The 16,671-nt window shown below is 74.1% G+C and carries 12 protein-coding genes and 1 riboswitch; of the genes, 7 read left to right on the top strand and 5 right to left on the bottom strand.

From position 1 onward, the window contains the following. Positions 1-115 precede the first annotated feature (115 nt). Positions 116-667, top strand: a complete 552-nt coding sequence (locus ACIF8T_RS15550) for a DUF485 domain-containing protein (RefSeq protein WP_400035182.1) — start codon at positions 116-118, stop codon at positions 665-667. Continuing rightward, positions 664-2,256, top strand: coding sequence for a cation acetate symporter (locus ACIF8T_RS15545; protein WP_400035180.1), 1,593 nt, complete (start codon positions 664-666; stop codon positions 2,254-2,256). Before ACIF8T_RS15550 ends, ACIF8T_RS15545 begins: the two co-directional genes overlap by 4 nt. 139 nt (positions 2,257-2,395) lie before the next feature. On the opposite strand, the gene ACIF8T_RS15540 is transcribed toward ACIF8T_RS15545, so the two are convergent. The 4 genes from ACIF8T_RS15540 to ACIF8T_RS15525 all read right to left on the bottom strand — a co-directional run bounded on the left by ACIF8T_RS15540 (position 2,396) and on the right by ACIF8T_RS15525 (position 7,261). After that, the gene (locus tag ACIF8T_RS15540; RefSeq protein WP_400035178.1) at positions 2,396-3,076 is read right to left on the bottom strand and encodes a response regulator; all 681 of its coding nucleotides are present in this window, start codon (positions 3,074-3,076) and stop codon (positions 2,396-2,398) included. Next, positions 3,073-4,749, bottom strand: a complete 1,677-nt coding sequence (locus tag ACIF8T_RS15535; RefSeq protein WP_400035176.1) for an ATP-binding protein — start codon at positions 4,747-4,749, stop codon at positions 3,073-3,075. Before ACIF8T_RS15535 ends, ACIF8T_RS15540 begins: the two co-directional genes overlap by 4 nt. Before the next feature lie 251 nt (positions 4,750-5,000). After that, entirely contained in the window at positions 5,001-5,942 is a 942-nt protein-coding gene (locus ACIF8T_RS15530; protein ID WP_400035174.1) for a sucrase ferredoxin, read from the bottom strand. 53 nt (positions 5,943-5,995) lie between these two features. After that, on the bottom strand, positions 5,996-7,261 hold the full coding sequence (locus ACIF8T_RS15525) for a citrate/2-methylcitrate synthase (RefSeq protein WP_400035172.1): 1,266 nt from the start codon (positions 7,259-7,261) through the stop codon (positions 5,996-5,998). A gap of 110 nt (positions 7,262-7,371) precedes the next feature. Here ACIF8T_RS15525 and ACIF8T_RS15520 point away from each other — a divergent pair, with 110 nt between their 5' ends. Both ACIF8T_RS15520 and ACIF8T_RS15515 read left to right on the top strand, forming a co-directional pair. Further along, positions 7,372-8,538, top strand: a complete 1,167-nt coding sequence (locus ACIF8T_RS15520) for a citrate synthase (RefSeq protein ID WP_400035170.1) — start codon at positions 7,372-7,374, stop codon at positions 8,536-8,538. 241 nt (positions 8,539-8,779) lie between these two features. Beyond that, positions 8,780-9,886 carry a CobW family GTP-binding protein gene (locus ACIF8T_RS15515; RefSeq protein ID WP_400035168.1) on the top strand — a complete coding sequence of 369 codons (1,107 nt, stop codon included), beginning with the start codon at positions 8,780-8,782 and terminating at the stop codon, positions 9,884-9,886. Here the strand turns inward: ACIF8T_RS15515 and ACIF8T_RS15510 are convergent. Next, the gene (locus ACIF8T_RS15510; RefSeq protein ID WP_400035166.1) at positions 9,883-12,336 is read right to left on the bottom strand and encodes a DNA topoisomerase (ATP-hydrolyzing) subunit A; all 2,454 of its coding nucleotides are present in this window, start codon (positions 12,334-12,336) and stop codon (positions 9,883-9,885) included. The two genes, ACIF8T_RS15515 and ACIF8T_RS15510, sit on opposite strands and share 4 nt — an antisense overlap. Before the next feature lie 266 nt (positions 12,337-12,602). Between ACIF8T_RS15510 and ACIF8T_RS15505 the strand changes: the two genes are divergently transcribed. From ACIF8T_RS15505 to ACIF8T_RS15495, 3 genes are all read left to right on the top strand, one after another. Beyond that, a complete protein-coding gene (locus ACIF8T_RS15505) occupies positions 12,603-14,006 on the top strand; it encodes a M16 family metallopeptidase (RefSeq protein WP_400035164.1) in 1,404 nt (467 codons plus the stop codon). Beyond that, positions 14,003-15,391, top strand: a complete 1,389-nt coding sequence (locus tag ACIF8T_RS15500) for a M16 family metallopeptidase (protein WP_400035162.1) — start codon at positions 14,003-14,005, stop codon at positions 15,389-15,391. The genes ACIF8T_RS15505 and ACIF8T_RS15500 overlap by 4 nt, the downstream gene beginning before the upstream one ends. A 189-nt stretch (positions 15,392-15,580) precedes the next feature. Beyond that, positions 15,581-15,749: riboswitch (cyclic di-AMP (ydaO/yuaA leader) on the top strand. A gap of 14 nt (positions 15,750-15,763) precedes the next feature. Then, on the top strand, positions 15,764-16,534 hold the full coding sequence (locus ACIF8T_RS15495) for a M23 family metallopeptidase (protein WP_400035160.1): 771 nt from the start codon (positions 15,764-15,766) through the stop codon (positions 16,532-16,534). Positions 16,535-16,671 lie beyond the last annotated feature (137 nt).

Below are 16,671 nucleotides of genomic sequence, written 5' to 3'. Positions count from 1 at the left end.
CGGCGCGGCGGCCGCCGGCACGTCCGCGGCGGCACCGGGGAGGTGCGTCACCTGATGGGGTGAAGAGCACGGGGAAGAAGAGTCGGGGATCTTCCCGTTCTGTCCATCCTTGGACATGCAGTCAAGCAACGGTCACCCCCGCGTGGACGGGGGTGGTCACGACGGTTCCGCCGCGCACCCCGACGCGCCCGCCGCGGCCCTCGCCGAGGAAGCCGGACAGACGGGGTACGACGACCCCTGGTACGACGCGCTCGCCTCCGGCTGGGGCGAGTCGGCCGGCGCGGCGGCTCCCGGACCGGCGGTGCCGCCGGCACGTACGGCGGACGGGACGGCGGCGGCCGACGTGTACCTCGAAGTGCAGCGCAGCGCGGCCTTCCAGGAGGTGCGCGGCAGGTACCGGCGGTTCGTCGTGCCGGCCGTCGCCGCCTTCCTCGCCTGGTACCTGGCCTACGTCGTGGCCGCCACGGCCGCCCCGGGGCTCATGGCCCGGCCCGTGACGGGCGCCGTGAACGTGGCGATGCTCGCGGGGCTCGGCCAGTTCCTCACCACCTTCCTGCTCACCTGGGCGTACGTCCGCCACGCGCGGCTGCGCAGGGACCGGGCGGCCCTCGAACTGCGCTGGGACACCCAGGAGATGACCCGCGGAGCGAGAGGCGGTGCGTCATGAGCGGGGACCACCGGACGCTGGCGCTGCTGCTGTTCAGCGCCTTCGTCGCCGTCACCCTGGCGATCACGACGTGGGCGAGCCGCCGGCGGCAGGGCTCGGCGGAGGAGTTCTACGCGGGCGGCCGTCTCTTCACCCCCCTGGAGAATGGTTTTGCCATCGCGGGCGACTACATGTCGGCCGCCTCCTTCCTCGGCATCTCCGGGCTCATCGCGCTCTACGGCTACGACGGCATGCTGTACTCCGTCGGCTTCCTGGTGGCCTGGCTCGTGGTGCTCCTCCTCGTCGCCGAACTGGTGCGCAACTGCGGCCGGTTCACGCTCGCCGACGTCGTGGCGGCGCGCATGAGGGAACGGCCCGTGCGGATCGCCGCGGGAACCTCCTCGGTCACGGTGTCCGTTCTCTACCTGGTGGCGCAGATGGTGGGCGCGGGCAGCCTGGTCGCGCTGCTGCTCGGGGGCACGGACGAGTCGGTGCAGACCGGGACCGTGATCGGTGTCGGCGCGCTCATGGTGATCTACGTGTCGCTGGGAGGGATGCGGGCCACCACGTGGATCCAGATCGTCAAGGCGGTCCTGCTGCTCGGCGGCACGATCGTGCTCACCGTGCTCGTCCTGGTGCGCTTCCACGGTGACGTCGACCGGCTGCTGCTCACGGCGGCCGAGCGCAGCGGGCACGGGGCGGCCTTCCTGGCGCCGGGGCTGAAGTACGGCGGGGACTGGACCGCCCGCTTCGACTTCATCAGCCTGGGACTCGCCCTCGTCCTCGGCACGGCGGGACTGCCGCACATCCTGTCCCGCTTCTACACCGTGCCCACCGCGCGGGCCGCCCGCCGCTCGGTCGTCTGGTCGATCGGCCTCATCGGCGGCTTCTACCTGATGACGATCGTCCTCGGCTTCGGCGCGGCCGCCATCGTGGGGCCCGACGCCGTCCGCGGGTCCAACGCGGCCGGGAACACCGCGGTGCCGCTGCTGGCGCTCGACCTGGGCGGCGGCGCCTCCTCCACCGGCGGAACGGTTCTGTTCGCGGTCGTCGCCGCGATCGCCTTCGCCACGATCCTCGCCGTGGTCGCCGGCGTCACGCTCGCCTCCTCGGCGTCCGTGGCCCACGACCTGTACGCGTCCCTGCGCCGCCGGGGCGGCAGGCAGCGCAGCGAGGTGGCCGTGGCCCGGGTCGCCGCCGTCGGCATCGGTGTCGTCGCGATCGCCCTGGGCCTGCTGGCGCGCGACCTCAACGTCGCCTTCCTGGTGGGCCTCGCCTTCGCCGTCGCCGCTTCGGCCAATCTGCCCGTGCTGCTGTACTCGCTGTTCTGGCGCGGCTTCACCACGCGCGGCGCCGTGTGGGCCGTCTACGGCGGACTGGTCCCGGCCGTGGTCCTGGTGCTGCTGTCCCCGGTGGTCTCGGGAAGCCCCGCGTCCCTCTTCCCGGACGCCGACTTCCAGTACTTCCCCCTGCAGAACCCCGGCCTGGTCTCCGTCCCGCTCGGTTTCCTCGCGGGCTGGCTCGGCACCGTCACCTCGCCGGAGGTCCCGGACGAGGCCAAGCACGCCGAGACGGAGGTGCGGTCGCTGACCGGGGCGGGGGCCGCGTAGTCCCCGCGGTCCCCGCGGCCCCCGGGGACGGCCGGGCGCGGGCGGCGCGGGCCGTGCGCACCGCGCTGAGCGCGCCGGCCCGCGGATCCGTATCGAGAGGGGGCACGGTTTCCTTCCCCGCCCCCTATGGGCCGTGCCCTCAGGCGCGGGTCGCCCACACGTAACGGTGTTCCGGGCGGCCCGCGTCGCCGTACTTCAGGGTCAGCCGGGCCCGTCCCGTGCGCTCCAGGAGCTTCAGGTAGCGCTGCGCCGTCTGACGGCTCACCCCGGTCCGCTCGGCGATCTCCTGGGCGGACAGCGGGCCCTCGGCGTTCATCAGGGACCGGCGGACCAGCTCGGCGGTGGTGGGGGAGTGGCCCTTGGGGAGGTCCGGTTCCGACGGCGCCGACAGGGCCCCGAAGATGCGGTCCACCTCGGCCTGCTCGGCCTCGCCACCGCCGTCGAGGGTGCGGCGCAGCTGGGCGTACGCCTCCAGCTTGGCACGCAGGCCCGCGAACGCGAACGGCTTGACCAGGTACTGCAGCGCGCCGTGCCGCATCGCCGCCTGCACGGTGGACACGTCCCGGGCCGCCGTCACCATGATCACGTCCGTCTGATGGCCCCTGCGGCGCATCTCCTGGACGACCGCGAGCCCCGTCCCGTCGGGCAGGTAGTGGTCCAGGAGGACCAGGTCGAGGCGGGGCGGCATCTCCAGACGGCGCAGTGCCTCCGCCGCGCTGTGGGCCTCGCCGGCGACGTGGAAGCCCGGCACCTTCTCGACGTAGGCGGCGTTCACCCGCGCGACGCGGACGTCGTCGTCCACGACCAGGACCTCGATCATCGCGACTCCTCCTCGACGCTCTGCGCGGCGGACGGCACGCCCAGGACCGCCGGTTCCGGGCCCGGCCCGGCCAGCGCCTCCGGCAGCACGACGGTGAACTGCGCGCCCCCGCCGTGCGCCTCTGTCACCGTCACGCTGCCTCCCTGCCGCTCGGCGAGCCTGCGCACCAGGGAGAGCCCGATGCCGCGCTCGCGGTGCGCCGGCGGCTTCTTGGTGGACCAGCCCTCGGCGAAGATCATCTCGCGGTGCTCCTCCGGGATCCCCGGTCCGGTGTCGCGCACGCGCAGGACCGCGGTGCGTCCCTCGGCGCGCGCCTCGACCTCCACGCGCGCGTGCGCGGTGCCCGCGGCGGCGTCCAGGGCGTTGTCGACGAGATTACCCAGGACGGTGACGAGTCCCCGCGGGTCGACCAGCCGGTCCGGCAGCCGCGTGCGGTCCGAGACCCACAGCGTGACGCCGCGCTCGGCCGCGACGGCCGCCTTGCCCACCAGCAGGGCGGCGAGCAGCGGGTCCCCGATCCGCTCGGTGACCTGCTCCGCGGTGGCCCGGTGGTCGCCGACCACCTCGCCGACGAACTCCACGGCGTCGTCGTACATCTCCAGCTCCAGCAGGCCCAGCAGGGTGTGCATGCGGTTGGCGTGCTCGTGGTCCTGGGCGCGCAGCGCGTCGATCAGGCCCCGGGTGGAGTCCAGCTCCCGGCCGAGCTGCTCCAGCTCGGTGCGGTCGCGCAGGGTGATCACCGCTCCGCCGTCGTCTGTGGGCATGCGGTTGGCGACCAGCACGCGCTGCCCGCGCACGGTGAGCAGGTCCGTCCCGGTCACCCGCCCGGCCAGCACGTCGGCCGTACGGCCCGTGCCGAGCGCCTCGTCGGGGCTGCTGCCCACCGCGTCGCCGTCGATGTCCAGCAGGCGCTGCGCCTCGTCGTTGAGCAGGCGGATGCGGCCGGCGCGGTCCAGGGCGACGACGCCTTCCCGGATGCTGTGCAGCATCGCCTCGCGCTCCGCGAGCAGCGCCGCGATGTCGGAGAAGGCCAGGTCCCTGGTCTGCCGCTGGACCCGCCGGGAGATCAGCCAGGCGGCCAGCGCGCCGACGGCCAGGGCGCCGCCGGCGTACGCGAACAGCCCCGGGATGGCGTGCAGCAGCCGGGCCCGGACGCTGTCGTACGCGATGCCGACCGACACCGCCCCGACGATGTCGCCGTCGCCGTCGCGCAGCGGCACCTTGCCGCGGGCGGAGCGGCCCAGGGTGCCGTCGTCGATCTGCATGACCTCGTGCCCGGCCAGCGCGCGGCCGGGGTCCGTCGAGACGAGCCCGCCGATCCGCCGCGGGTCGGTGTGCGACCAGCGCACCCCGCGCCGGTCCATCACCACGACGTACTCCGCGCGGGTGGCCTTCCGGATCCGCTCCGCCTCCCGCTGCACCGGCCCGTCCGGCGACGGCCGGGTGCGCGTCAGGTCCTCGGCGATCTGCGGCTGCTGGGCGGTGGTCTGCGCGATCGCGAGCGCGCGGCGCATCGCCTGGTCGTCCAGCTGGTCGCCGAGCGGCGCCAGGAACAGCCCGGTCGCGAGCACCGCGACACCCGCGGCGATCGCCACCTGCATCAGCAGGACCTGCGAGAAGACCCGCTTGGGCAGGCCGAGGCGCAGGCGGCGTGCGGGGGGAGTGCGGCTCATACCCACGACGGTACGTGGACGGGTACGCCGTGCCGTAGGGGTGTGGCGTGCGTCTCCTGGTGGGGCGGGTGGGGAGGCTGCGGGCGGGGCGGGCGTGCCGGGGTACCGGATGCCGGGCCGGGGCAGGAGGTGCCGGGCCGGGTGTCGCGCGGGGCACCCGGCCGGGGCGCACGGCTGCGCTCCGCCGAGTGGGTGCGACGCGGACGGCACGCGCGCGTGGAGACGCCCCGGGAGGGCTCGTCCCGGGGCCGTCAGCCGGCCAGCGCCGCCACCGCCAGCTCGCGGATCTCCACCACGTCCATCCGCGCGGGGGACCCCAGCACCGACACACCGCAGCTCTCCGGGCGGGGCGGCAGGGACGCGCCCTGGGCCACGACGACCCGCCAGTGCCGCCCGTCGGCGTGGGCGACGGTCACCTCCCAGCGCGGGGCGGCGCCGTCCGTGCGGACCACGTCGAGCGCCTCCGCCGCGTACTCGCCGGCCGCCGTGCGCACGGCCAGCTCGGCGGCCTGGCCGGGCCGCTCCCAGGCGGAGTTCCCCCGGCAGCCCGCCACGACGATCCGGCCCTCCCGCGCGCCGCGCAGCACCTCCCGCACGGCGTCCGCCTCGGCCCGGCCGTACGCGTACCCGTACGGCAGGACGAGCACCGTGGGCGAGAAGCGGTGACCGCCCAGGTGGGTGACCTCCCAGACGTCCTGCGCCCCGGACGAGGCGAGTTCCGCCGCGAGGGGCCGGCCGAGCAGCGCGCAGCAGCGGTCGCGCTTGCCGTTGGTGCAGACGAGGGCGAGGGGGCCGCCCTCGTGGGGGCGTCCGCCGAGCACCGTGTCGAAGCCGCGGTGGTCGCCCCTGCCGAGCGCGCGGAAGTCCAGGTCGAGCAGGCGCCGGGGATCGCCGATCGTGGCGCCGTGCAGCCACACCCGTCCGGGCACGGTGTGGGCCGCGTAGACCCGCCGCGTGGCGGGCACGCGGCGGTCCGCGTGGCGTCCGGGGCGGCGGATGAGCGCGATGCGTACGTCCGTGCCCTTCGCGGCCGCGTCGAGGGCGCGGCCCAGGGCGGGGTCCAGGTGGCTCGAAGTGAGCGCCTTGGCGCCCCACGGCCCGGGCTGCTCCAGCAGCAGCCAGGTCCTCGCGGTGGCCGCGGTTCCCGAAACGGGCTCGTCGTGGTCCCGGGACGCGGTTGAGCACGTACTCACAGAGGTGAGCCTAACCTGACTTGCGCCGCGATGACTTCCGGCCCCGCCGTGCGTTACTCCGGCAGTGCCCGCGGCGGCCTGGGACCCACGTACACCCCGCTCGGGCGCATCCGCAGCGGGCGCTCGCCGTACTCCTCCAGCGCGTGCGCGATCCAGCCCGCCGTACGGGCCACGGCGAAGATCGTCTCGCCCGCCGTGGCGGGCATGCCGAAGGACGTGGTGAGCACGGCGAGCGCCAGGTCGACGTTGGCGTGCAGGGGCGTGCGGCGGGCGGCGGTGGCGACGACGTCGCGGGCCGCGGCGAGGGCGGGCGCCGCGCACGGGATCTCCTCCAGGAGCGCGAACAGGGCACGCGCGCGCGGGTCCTCGCCCGCGTACAGCCGGTGGCCGAGTCCGGGGACGCGCCGGCCCGCCCGCAGCTCGCCGGCGATCACGGGCGCGGCGTCGCCCTGCTCCAGGACGTCGAGCAGCAGCCGGTGGGCGAGCCCGCCGGCCGCGCCGTGCAGCGGGCCCTCCAGGACGCCGAGCCCGGCGGAGACGGCCGCGTAGGCGTGCGCGCGGGCCGACGCGGCGACGCGGACGGCGAGCGTCGAGGCGGCCAGGTCGTGGTCGGCCAGGAGGGCGAGCGCGCGGTCCAGGGCGCGCAGCGACGCGGCGTCCGGGTCGCGCCCGCTGAGCCGCGTCCACAGCCGGCCGGCGAGCGGGCCCTCGTCCGGGCGACCGGCCGGGGTGAGCCGGAGCGGCGGCAGAGCGGCGACGAGGGTGGGGACGAGGGTCCGCGCGGCGCCGAGCACGGCGTCCTCGGACAGGTCGAACCGCAGCGGGTCCGCGCTCGCCGCGGCGATCGCGGCGACCCGCAACCGGTCCGTCGGCGTGGTGTGTTCGGGCAGCGCGTCGGCGGCCCGGCGAGCGGCGGCGACGGAGGCGGCGGGCGCGGTGAAGGCGGCGCCGGGACGGATCCGGCCGGTCCACAGCCACTCGGCGACCTCCTCGTAGGTGTGGCGGGCCGCCAGGTCCACCGCGTCGACGCCCCGGAAGTAGTACCGGTCCTGCTCGATGAGCGTGATGCGGGTCCGCACGGACAGCTCGCCGCCGGAGCCCGGACTCCCCGCGCTCTCACGCCTGTTGCGCCGGGCGAGCGCCTCGACCTCGCCGGCGTCGAAGGTGCTGCCCCGGCCGCCGGGGGCACGCCGGCTGCTGAGCTGGCCGCGGCTGACGTAGGCGTAGACCGTCTCCGGCTTCACGCCGAGCAGCTCGGCGGCCTCCTTGGTGCTCAGGCGCCGTCCGGTGTCGATCGGGGCGGGGTCTTGGTCGCGCATGGAGGTCACCGTATCCGTCTCCGCGACTCATTGATGGTTCTATTGATTCAATCAATATTGACAGGCATTCGGTCATGCATGGAGAGTCGAATCAAGTCGAGGGAGGAAACATGTCCGCCACCAGGCCGGCCGCCGCATCGATCGACGTACCGAGGGGACTGGCGGGTGTCGTCGTCGCCGACACCCGTACCGGTGACGTCCGCGGTCACGAGGGCTTCTACCACTACCGGCAGTACTCGGCCGTCGAGCTCGCCCGGACCCGCAGCTTCGAGGACGTGTGGCACCTGCTCGTCCTCGGTGAGCTGCCGGACGCCCGGCGCGGCGCCGCCTTCGCCGCCGAGACCGCCGCCCTGCGGCGGCTGCCGGCGGAGGTGCGGGCGGCCCTGCCCGCCATCGCGGCGGCCGGCGGGCGCTCCGGCCCGCTCGCCGGGATGCGCACGGCGCTCTCGCTGCTCGGCGCGGCCAAGGGGTACCGCCCGGTGTACGACATCGACGCCGGCCGGCGCCGCCAGGACACGCTGGAGGCGGCCGCGGCCGTACCGACGCTGCTCACCGCGCTGTACCGGCTGGGCCGGGGCCGCACGCCGGTGGAGCCGCGGGAGGACCTGCCGTACGCGGCGAACTACCTGTACATGCTGACGGGCGCGGAGCCCGACGAGCGGCACGCCCGGGCGGTCGAGCAGTACCTGATCTCCACCGTCGACCACGGATTCAACGCGTCGACCTTCACGGCCCGGGTCATCGCGTCGACGGGGGCGGACGTGGCGGCGTGCCTCGCCGGGGCGGTGGCGGCGCTGTCCGGGCCGCTGCACGGAGGAGCGCCGAGCCGGGCCCTGGACACGCTGGACGCCATCGGCAGCCCCGAGCGCATCGATGCCTGGGTGCGCGCACGGGTGCTGTCCGGGGAACGCGTCATGGGCTTCGGGCACGCCGTCTACCGCACCGAGGACCCCCGTTCCCGGATGCTCCGGGAGATCGCCCGGCGGTTCGGCGGCCCCCGCGTGGACCTCGCGGTCCAGGTGGAACGCCGGGTGGAGGCGATCCTCGCGGAACTGAAGCCCGGACGCGACCTCCACGCCAACGTCGAGTTCTACGCGGGCCTCGTCATGGAACTCTGCGGCCTGCCGCGCGAGATGTTCACCCCCACCTTCGCGGCGGCGCGCGTGGTGGGCTGGAGCGCCCACATCCTGGAGCAGGCGGAGGACTCGAAGATCATCAGGCCGGCGGCGCGCTATGTGGGGCCGGAGGCGCCGGTGCCGGTGCCGGGAGCGGCGTGAGACGAGCGTGCCCCGGCGCCGCACCGCGCCGCTCAGGCGCGCTGCCGGGGCATCCGGGCCGGTGCCCGGCCCCGTACGTGCCCTGCGGTCCGGACGGCCGGGCGTCCGGGACAGCGGCCCGCACGGGGGCAGCGCCTGGCGTCGACGGCGACGACGCGCTCATATCCTGGACCGGCATTGATTCTTCGTACGTGTGCCGCGGCCGCGAGCCGGCGCGCGTCGGTGGGAGAGAGGTCGCACGGTGAGCCAGCCGCGTCAGAGCCCGGGCCCCGGCCCGCGCCGGATCCCGGTCGTCGTCCTGGCCGGATTCCTCGGATCCGGGAAGACGACGCTGCTCAACCACCTCCTCCACCGCAGCGGCGGCAGCCGGATCGGCGCCGTCGTCAACGACTTCGGGGCCATCGAGATCGACGCGATGGCGGTGGCGGGCGCGCTCGGCGACTCGACCGTGTCCCTGGGCAACGGGTGCCTGTGCTGTGCCGTCGACGCCGGTGAGCTGGACACCTACCTGGAGCGGCTCGCGCAGCCCGCCCTCGGCATCGACGTCGTCGTCATCGAGGCGAGCGGCCTGGCCGAACCCCGGGAACTCGTGCGCATGGTGCTCGCCAGCGAACAGCCGGACATCGTGTACGGCGGGCTCGTCGAGGTCGTCGACGCCGCCGAGTTCGACGACACCCGGGCCCGGCACCCCGAGATCGACCGGCATCTCGGCCTCGCCGACCTCGTCGTGGTCAACAAGATCGACCGGGCCGCCGACGGGGAACGGGTGCTCGGGCTCGTCCGGTCCCTCGTCGACCGCGCCGCCGTCGTCCCGGCCTCCTACGGACGCATCGACCCGGAGTTCCTCTTCGACTGCCGGCCCGGCGAGGAGCGCGTCGGCCAGCTCTCCTTCGACGACCTGCACGACCACGGCCCGGACGAGCACGCCGGACACCTGCACACCGGCTACGACAGCCTCTCCTTCGTCACCGGCACCCCCCTCGACCCGCGCCGGCTGATGGAGTTCCTCGACAGCCGGCCCGAGGGGCTGTACCGCATCAAGGGCTACGTCGACTTCGGCGCGCACGACCCGCGCAACCGCTACGGCGTGCACGCCGTCGGCCGGTTCCTCCGCTTCTACCCGGAGCCCTGGGCACCCGGCGACGAACGCCTCACCCAGCTCGTCCTCATCGGCTCCGGCATCGACACCCCCGCCCTCGGCAAGGAGCTGGAGGCCTGCGAGAGCGACACCCCGCACGCCGACGAGCGCGGCATGTGGGGCGTCCTCCGCTACGTCCGGGACCCCGAGGACGAGGGGCCCACCGAGTGGACCCCCTACGCCGACGAACCCGCGGACACCGGGGCCTAGGCCGGCCCCGCCACCACCGACACCGTCTTCGGCAGCGAGACGCCCGAGCCGTCCCGGCGCGGGTCCATGTCCGGCAGGGACGCCGGGGAGCCGTTCTTCTGCGCGGCGCGGGCCGGGGACGGTCCCGCCCAGGCCAGGGACAGGCAGTCCTCGCCCTTGAGGAACCGCTGGCAGCGCACGCCGCCGGTGGCCCGGCCCTTGCGCGGGAACTGGTCGAACGGGGTCAGCTTGGCCGTCGTCTGCACGGAGTCGTCCAGCGTGCCGCGCGAGCCCGCGACCGTGAAGACGACCGCGTCCACCGCCGGATCGACGGCGGTGAAGGAGATGACCTTCGCGCCCTCGGCGAGCTTGACGCCCGCCACCCCGCCCGCCGGGCGGCCCTGCGGGCGGACCTGGGACGCCTGGAAGCGCAGCAGCTGCGCGTCGTCGGTGATGAAGACCAGGTCCTCCTCGCCGGTGCGCAGCTCGACCGCGCCGACGATCCGGTCACCCTCCTTGAGGGTGATCACCTCCAGCTCGTCCTTGTTGGCCGGGTAGTCCGGCACCACCCGCTTGACGACGCCCTGCCGGGTGCCGAGCGCCAGGCCCGGCGAGGACTCGTCGAGCGTGGTCAGGCAGACCACGTCCTCGTCGTCCTCCAGGGAGACGAACTCCGCCAGCGGCGCGCCGCCCGACAGGTTCGGCGTCGGCATCTCCTGAGGGAGCTGCGGCAGGTCGACCACGTTGATCCGCAGCAGGCGGCCGCCCGACGTGACCACGCCCACCTCGCCGCGGGCCGTGGCCGGCACCGCCGAGACGATCACGTCGTGCTTGACGCGCCTGCCGGAGCCGTCCTCCGGGAAGGGGTCGCCGTTCGCGGTGCGGGCGAGCAGGCCGGTCGAGGACAGCAGCACCCGGCACGGGTCGTCCGCCACCTGCAGCGGTACGGCGGCGGGGGCGCCGGACGACTCCAGCAGGACCGTACGGCGGTCGGTGCCGAACTTCTTGGCCACCGCGGCCAGCTCCGAGGAGACCAGCTTGCGCAGCTCGGCGTCCGACTCCAGGATCCGGGTCAGCTCCTCGATCTCGGCGTTGAGCCGGTCCTTCTCCGTCTCCAGCTCGATGCGGTCGTACCTGGTCAGACGGCGCAGGGGGGTGTCCAGGATGTACTGCGTCTGCACGTCGCTGAGCGAGAAGTGCCCCATCAGGCGCTCCTTCGCCTGCGCGGAGTTCTCGCTGGAGCGGATCAGCCGGATGACCTCGTCGATGTCCAGCAGGGCCGTGAGCAGGCCCTCCACCAGGTGCAGGCGGTCGCGCTTCTTGCCGCGGCGGAACTCGGAGCGGCGCCGTACGACGTCGAAGCGGTGGTCGAGGTAGACCTCCAGGAGCTCCTTCAGGCCCAGCGTGAGCGGCTGGCCGTCCACCAGGGCGACGTTGTTGATGCCGAAGGACTCCTCCATCGGCGTCAGCTTGTACAGCTGCTCCAGGACCGCCTCCGGCACGAAGCCGTTCTTGATCTCGATGACCAGGCGCAGGCCGTGCTGCCGGTCGGTGAGGTCCTTGACGTCGGCGATGCCCTGGAGCTTCTTCGAGCCGACCAGGTCCTTGATCTTGGCGATGACCTTCTCGGGGCCGACCGTGAAGGGCAGCTCCGTGACGACGAGGCCCTTGCGGCGGGCCGTGACGTCCTCGACGGTGACCGTCGCGCGGATCTTGAACGTGCCGCGGCCCGACTCGTAGGCGTCCCGGATGCCGGACAGGCCGACGATCCGGCCGCCGGTGGGCAGGTCGGGGCCGGGGACGTGCTTCATCAGCGCGTCCAGGTCGGCGTTCGGGTACCGGATCAGGTGGCGGGCGGCCGCGATCACCTCGCGCAGGTTGTGCGGCGGCATGTTCGTGGCCATGCCGACCGCGATGCCCGAGGCGCCGTTGACCAGCAGGTTCGGGAAGGCGGCGGGCAGCGCCACCGGCTCGCGCTCCTGGCCGTCGTAGTTGGGCTGGAAGTCGACGGTGTCCTCGTCGATGGACTCCGTCATCAGGCTCGTGGCCTCGGCCATCCGGCACTCGGTGTACCGCATGGCCGCCGGCGGGTCGTCGTTGCCCAGCGAGCCGAAGTTGCCGTGGCCGTCGACCAGGGGCACGCGCATGGAGAACGGCTGGGCCATGCGCACCAGCGCGTCGTAGATCGACGCGTCGCCGTGCGGGTGCAGCTTGCCCATCACCTCGCCGACGACCCGGGCGCACTTGACGTACCCGCGCTCGGGGCGCAGGCCCATCTCGTTCATCTGGTAGACGATGCGGCGGTGCACCGGCTTCAGGCCGTCGCGCGCGTCCGGCAGGGCACGGGAGTAGATGACCGAGTACGCGTACTCGAGGAAGGAGCCCTGCATCTCGTCGACGACGTCGATGTCGAGGATCTTCTCCTCGTACGGGTCGTCGGGCGGCGGGGTCTTCGTGCTGCGGCGGGCCATCGCTGCCGGCTCCTTGCTGAGGCGTGGACGGGTCTGACGCGGACCATTGTGGACCGCGGCACTGACAGCGCGGACCAGGACCCGGCATCGGCGGCCCCGCACTGGCAGTGTCCGCAGGCTACGCGGTCCGCCCGTGGTCGTGCCGATCTCGCTGTGGGCGTACGCCGCCCGGGAACTCCACCAGGGTCCCGCACGCTTGCATACAGTGGCAGGACCGGCAGGAAAACGGCGGTTTCGACGACCGCTCGGCGATCGAGAGGACGTACATGCCCATGGGTCACACGGCCACAACCCAGGCAGGCTCCGGGGGCCTGACAGCGACCGAGCACCGCCTGGCCAACGGCCTGCGCGTGGTGCTCTCCGAGGACCACCTGACCCCGGTCGCGGCGGTGTGCCTCTGGTACGACGTCGGCTCGCGCCACGAAGTCAAGGGGCGCACCGGCCTGGCTCACCTTTTCGAGCACCTCATGTTCCAGGGATCCGCCCAGGTCAAGGGCAACGGCCACTTCGAGCTCGTCCAGGGCGCGGGCGGCTCGCTGAACGGCACGACCAGCTTCGAGCGGACCAACTACTTCGAGACCATGCCCGCCCACCAGCTGGAGCTCGCCCTCTGGCTGGAGGCCGACCGCATGGGCTCCCTGCTGGCCGCCCTGGACGACGAGTCCATGGAGAACCAGCGCGACGTCGTCAAGAACGAGCGCCGGCAGCGCTACGACAACGTCCCCTACGGCACCGCGTTCGAGAAGCTGACCGCCCTCGCCTACCCGGAGGGCCACCCCTACCACCACACGCCGATCGGCTCCATGGCCGACCTGGACGCGGCGACCCTGGAGGACGCGCGCGCGTTCTTCCGCACGTACTACGCGCCGAACAACGCGGTGCTGTCGGTCGTCGGCGACATCGACCCCGAGCAGACCCTCGCCTGGATCGAGAAGTACTTCGGCTCCATCCCCGCCCACGACGGCAAGCCCGCCCCGCGCGACGGCTCGCTGCCCGACGTCATCGGCGAGCAGCTGCGCGAGGTCGTCGAGGAGGAGGTCCCGGCGCGCGCCCTCATGGCGGCCTACCGCCTGCCGCACGACGGCACGCGCGCGTGCGACGCGGCCGACCTGGCGCTCACCGTCCTCGGCGGCGGCGAGTCCTCCCGCCTGTACAACCGGCTGGTGCGGCGCGACCGCACGGCGGTGGCGGCCGGCTTCGGCCTGCTGCGGCTCGCCGGGGCGCCCTCCCTGGGCTGGCTGGACGTGAAGACGTCCGGCGACGTGGAGGTGCCGGTCATCGAGGCCGCCATCGACGAGGAGCTCGCCCGGTTCGCCGCGGAGGGCCCCACGGCCGAGGAGATGGAGCGCGCCCAGGCCCAGTTGGAGCGCGAGTGGCTGGACCGGCTCGGCACCGTCGCGGGCCGCGCCGACGAACTGTGCCGGTACGCCGTGCTGTTCGGCGACCCGCAGCTCGCCCTGACCGCCGTCCAGCGGGTGCTGGAGGTGACGCCCGAGGAGGTCCGGGAGATCGCCGCGGCCCGCCTGCGGCCCGACAACCGCGCGGTGCTCGTCTACGAGCCGACCGCCCCCGCCGACCCGGAGCACGCCGAGGAAGCGGAGCGCACCGAAGACCCCCGGTCCGCGGCGACCGTGGAAGCCACCGACGACAACGAGGAGGCGGCGAAGTGACCGAGCTCGCCCCGATGGAGTTCCACCCCCGGCCGCAGGCGGGCGAGCCCCGGCTCTGGGCGTTCCCCGCGCCCGAGCGCGGCGCCCTCGGCAACGGGCTCACGGTGCTGCGCTGCCACCGTCCCGGCCAGCAGGTCGTCGCCGTGGAGGTGCTCCTGGACGCGCCCCTGGACGCCGAGCCGGCCGGTCTCGACGGCGTCGCCACGATCATGGCGCGGGCCTTCTCCGAGGGCACCGACAAGCACTCCGCCGAGGAGTTCGCCGCCGAGCTGGAGCGCTGCGGCGCCACCTTCGACGCGCACGCCGACCACCCGGGCGTCCGGCTGAGCCTGGAGGTGCCGGCCTCCCGCCTCGCCAAGGCGCTCGGCCTGATCGCCGACGCGCTCCGGGCGCCCGCCTTCGCGGACAGCGAGGTCGAGCGGCTGGTGCGCAACCGCCTCGACGAGATCCCGCACGAGTTGGCCAACCCCTCCCGGCGGGCCGCCAAGGAGCTCTCCCGGCAGCTCTTCCCGGCGGACTCGCGCATGTCGCGGCCCCGGCAGGGCACCGAGGAGACGGTCGCCGAGATCGACTCCGCGGCCGTCCGCGCCTTCTACGACCGGCACGTCCGCCCCGCCACGGCCACCGCCGTGGTCGTCGGCGACCTCACCGGCATCGACCTCGACGCGCTGCTCGGCGACACGCTCGGCGCGTGGACCGGTTCCGCGGCCGACCCGCGGCCGGTGCCGCCGGTCACCGCCGACGACACCGGACGCGTCGTCATCGTGGACCGTCCCGGCGCCGTCCAGACGCAGCTGCTGATCGGCCGGATCGGCCCGGACCGGCACGACCGCGTCTGGCCCGCGCAGGTGCTCGGCACGTACTGCCTCGGCGGCACCCTCACCTCCCGCCTGGACCGCGTCCTGCGCGAGGAGAAGGGCTACACCTACGGCGTGCGGTCGTTCGCGCAGGTTCTGCGCTCCACCCCGGAGGGCACGGGTGCCGCGATGCTCGCCATCAGCGGCTCGGTGGACACCCCGAACACCGGCCCCGCCCTGCAGGACCTGTGGGCGGTGCTGCGCACGCTGGCCGCGGAAGGGCTCACCGACGCCGAGCGCGACGTGGCCGTGCAGAACCTGGTGGGGGTGGCGCCGCTGAAGTACGAGACCGCGGCGGCCGTCGCGAGCACGCTGGCCGACCAGGTCGAGCAGCACCTGCCCGACGACTACCAGGCCTCGCTGTACCGGCAGCTCGCCGCGACCGGCACCGTGGAGGCCACCGCGGCGGCCGTGAGCGCCTTCCCGGTGGACCGGCTGGTGACCGTCCTCGTCGGCGACGCGAGCCGCATCGAGGAGCCCGTGGCGGCCCTCGGCATCGGCGAAGTCACCGTGGTCCCCGCCGAGTAGGGGCACGTGCGCGGGGAGCCCTGGTGACACGGAGTCGCCAGGGCTTCCTTATGCCCGAATTGGGGCAGGAGTTGCCTGTCTGGCCTGTGGGATGCGCTACAAAAGCCGCGATTCGTTTGGGAATTGAAAGTCGGCCCGCTTAGCTTCGTCCCGGCTGTTCGTCAGGCAGTGCGCCGCACCCGCGGCAGCGGGCAGTCATCGCCGAGTCCCCGTACGGCGCGAGCCAGGGGAGCCGGGGACCCATCGCACCACGTCCCCCGGGGTGAATCGGACGCCCGCGCGAGCCGCGAGGGGGTCCGTAGGAGACCTTCCTGCTCCGAACCCGTCAGCTAACCCGGTAGGCGAGAAGGAAGGAAAGGACCCACACACTTCATGGCGTTCACCCGCGCCACCGGGAAGCACCGCCGTCCCAGCCGCGTGCAGCGCGGCACCGCCCGCGCGGCGGGCGTCGCCGCCCTCGCCACCACCGGCGTGGTCGGCTCCGTCGCGGCCCCGGCCTTCGCCGCCTCCGAGCCCGTCGTCGAGCAGACCGCGCTCACCCCCGTCGTCACCATCGGCGACTCCGTGGCCGAGCAGGTCGACGCCCAGGCCGCCGCCCAGAAGCAGGCCGCCGAGGAGGCCGAGGCCGAGCGCAGGGCCGCCGAGGAGGCCGCGCGCGAGAAGGCCGCCGCGGCCGCCGAGAAGGCCCGTGAGGCCAAGGAGCGCGCCGCCCGGGAGGCCGAGCGCAAGCGCCTCAACACGTTCGTGTCGCCCATCGCCGGCTCCTACGTCTCCACCGGCTACCGGGCCGGCGGCGCCGTCTGGTCCTCCGGCAGCCACACCGGCGTCGACTTCCACGCCGCGAGCGGCACCCCCGTCCAGGCGGTCGGCATGGGCACCGTCGTCGAGGCCGGCTGGGGCGGGGCCTACGGCAACCAGGTCGTCATCCGGATGAACGACGGCACCTACACCCAGTACGGGCACCTGTCGTCGGTCGGCGTCACGGTGGGCCAGCAGGTCGTCCCCGGCCAGCGGATCGGCCTGTCCGGCGCGACCGGCAACGTCACCGGCGCGCACCTGCACTTCGAGGCCCGTACGAGCGCCGAGTACGGCTCGGACATCGACCCCGTCGCCTACCTCCGCGCGCACGGCGTGAACCTCTGAGACGAGCTCCGTCCCGGCGCGCGCACGCCGGCGGACGCCCGCTCCGCACGGCCCCGGCTCCCCGAGCCGGGGCTTTCGCCGTTCCGGAACGGCCGGCCGAAACGGCCGGTTGTCCAAAAAATATCCATGGATTCCGG

Source organism: Streptomyces sp. NPDC085946, assembly GCF_044540485.1.
In the GTDB taxonomy this organism is placed as follows: Bacteria; Actinomycetota; Actinomycetes; order Streptomycetales; family Streptomycetaceae; genus Streptomyces.
Note: the sequence above shows the minus strand (reverse complement) of the source record. Positions and strands in the feature narration are given on the sequence as shown.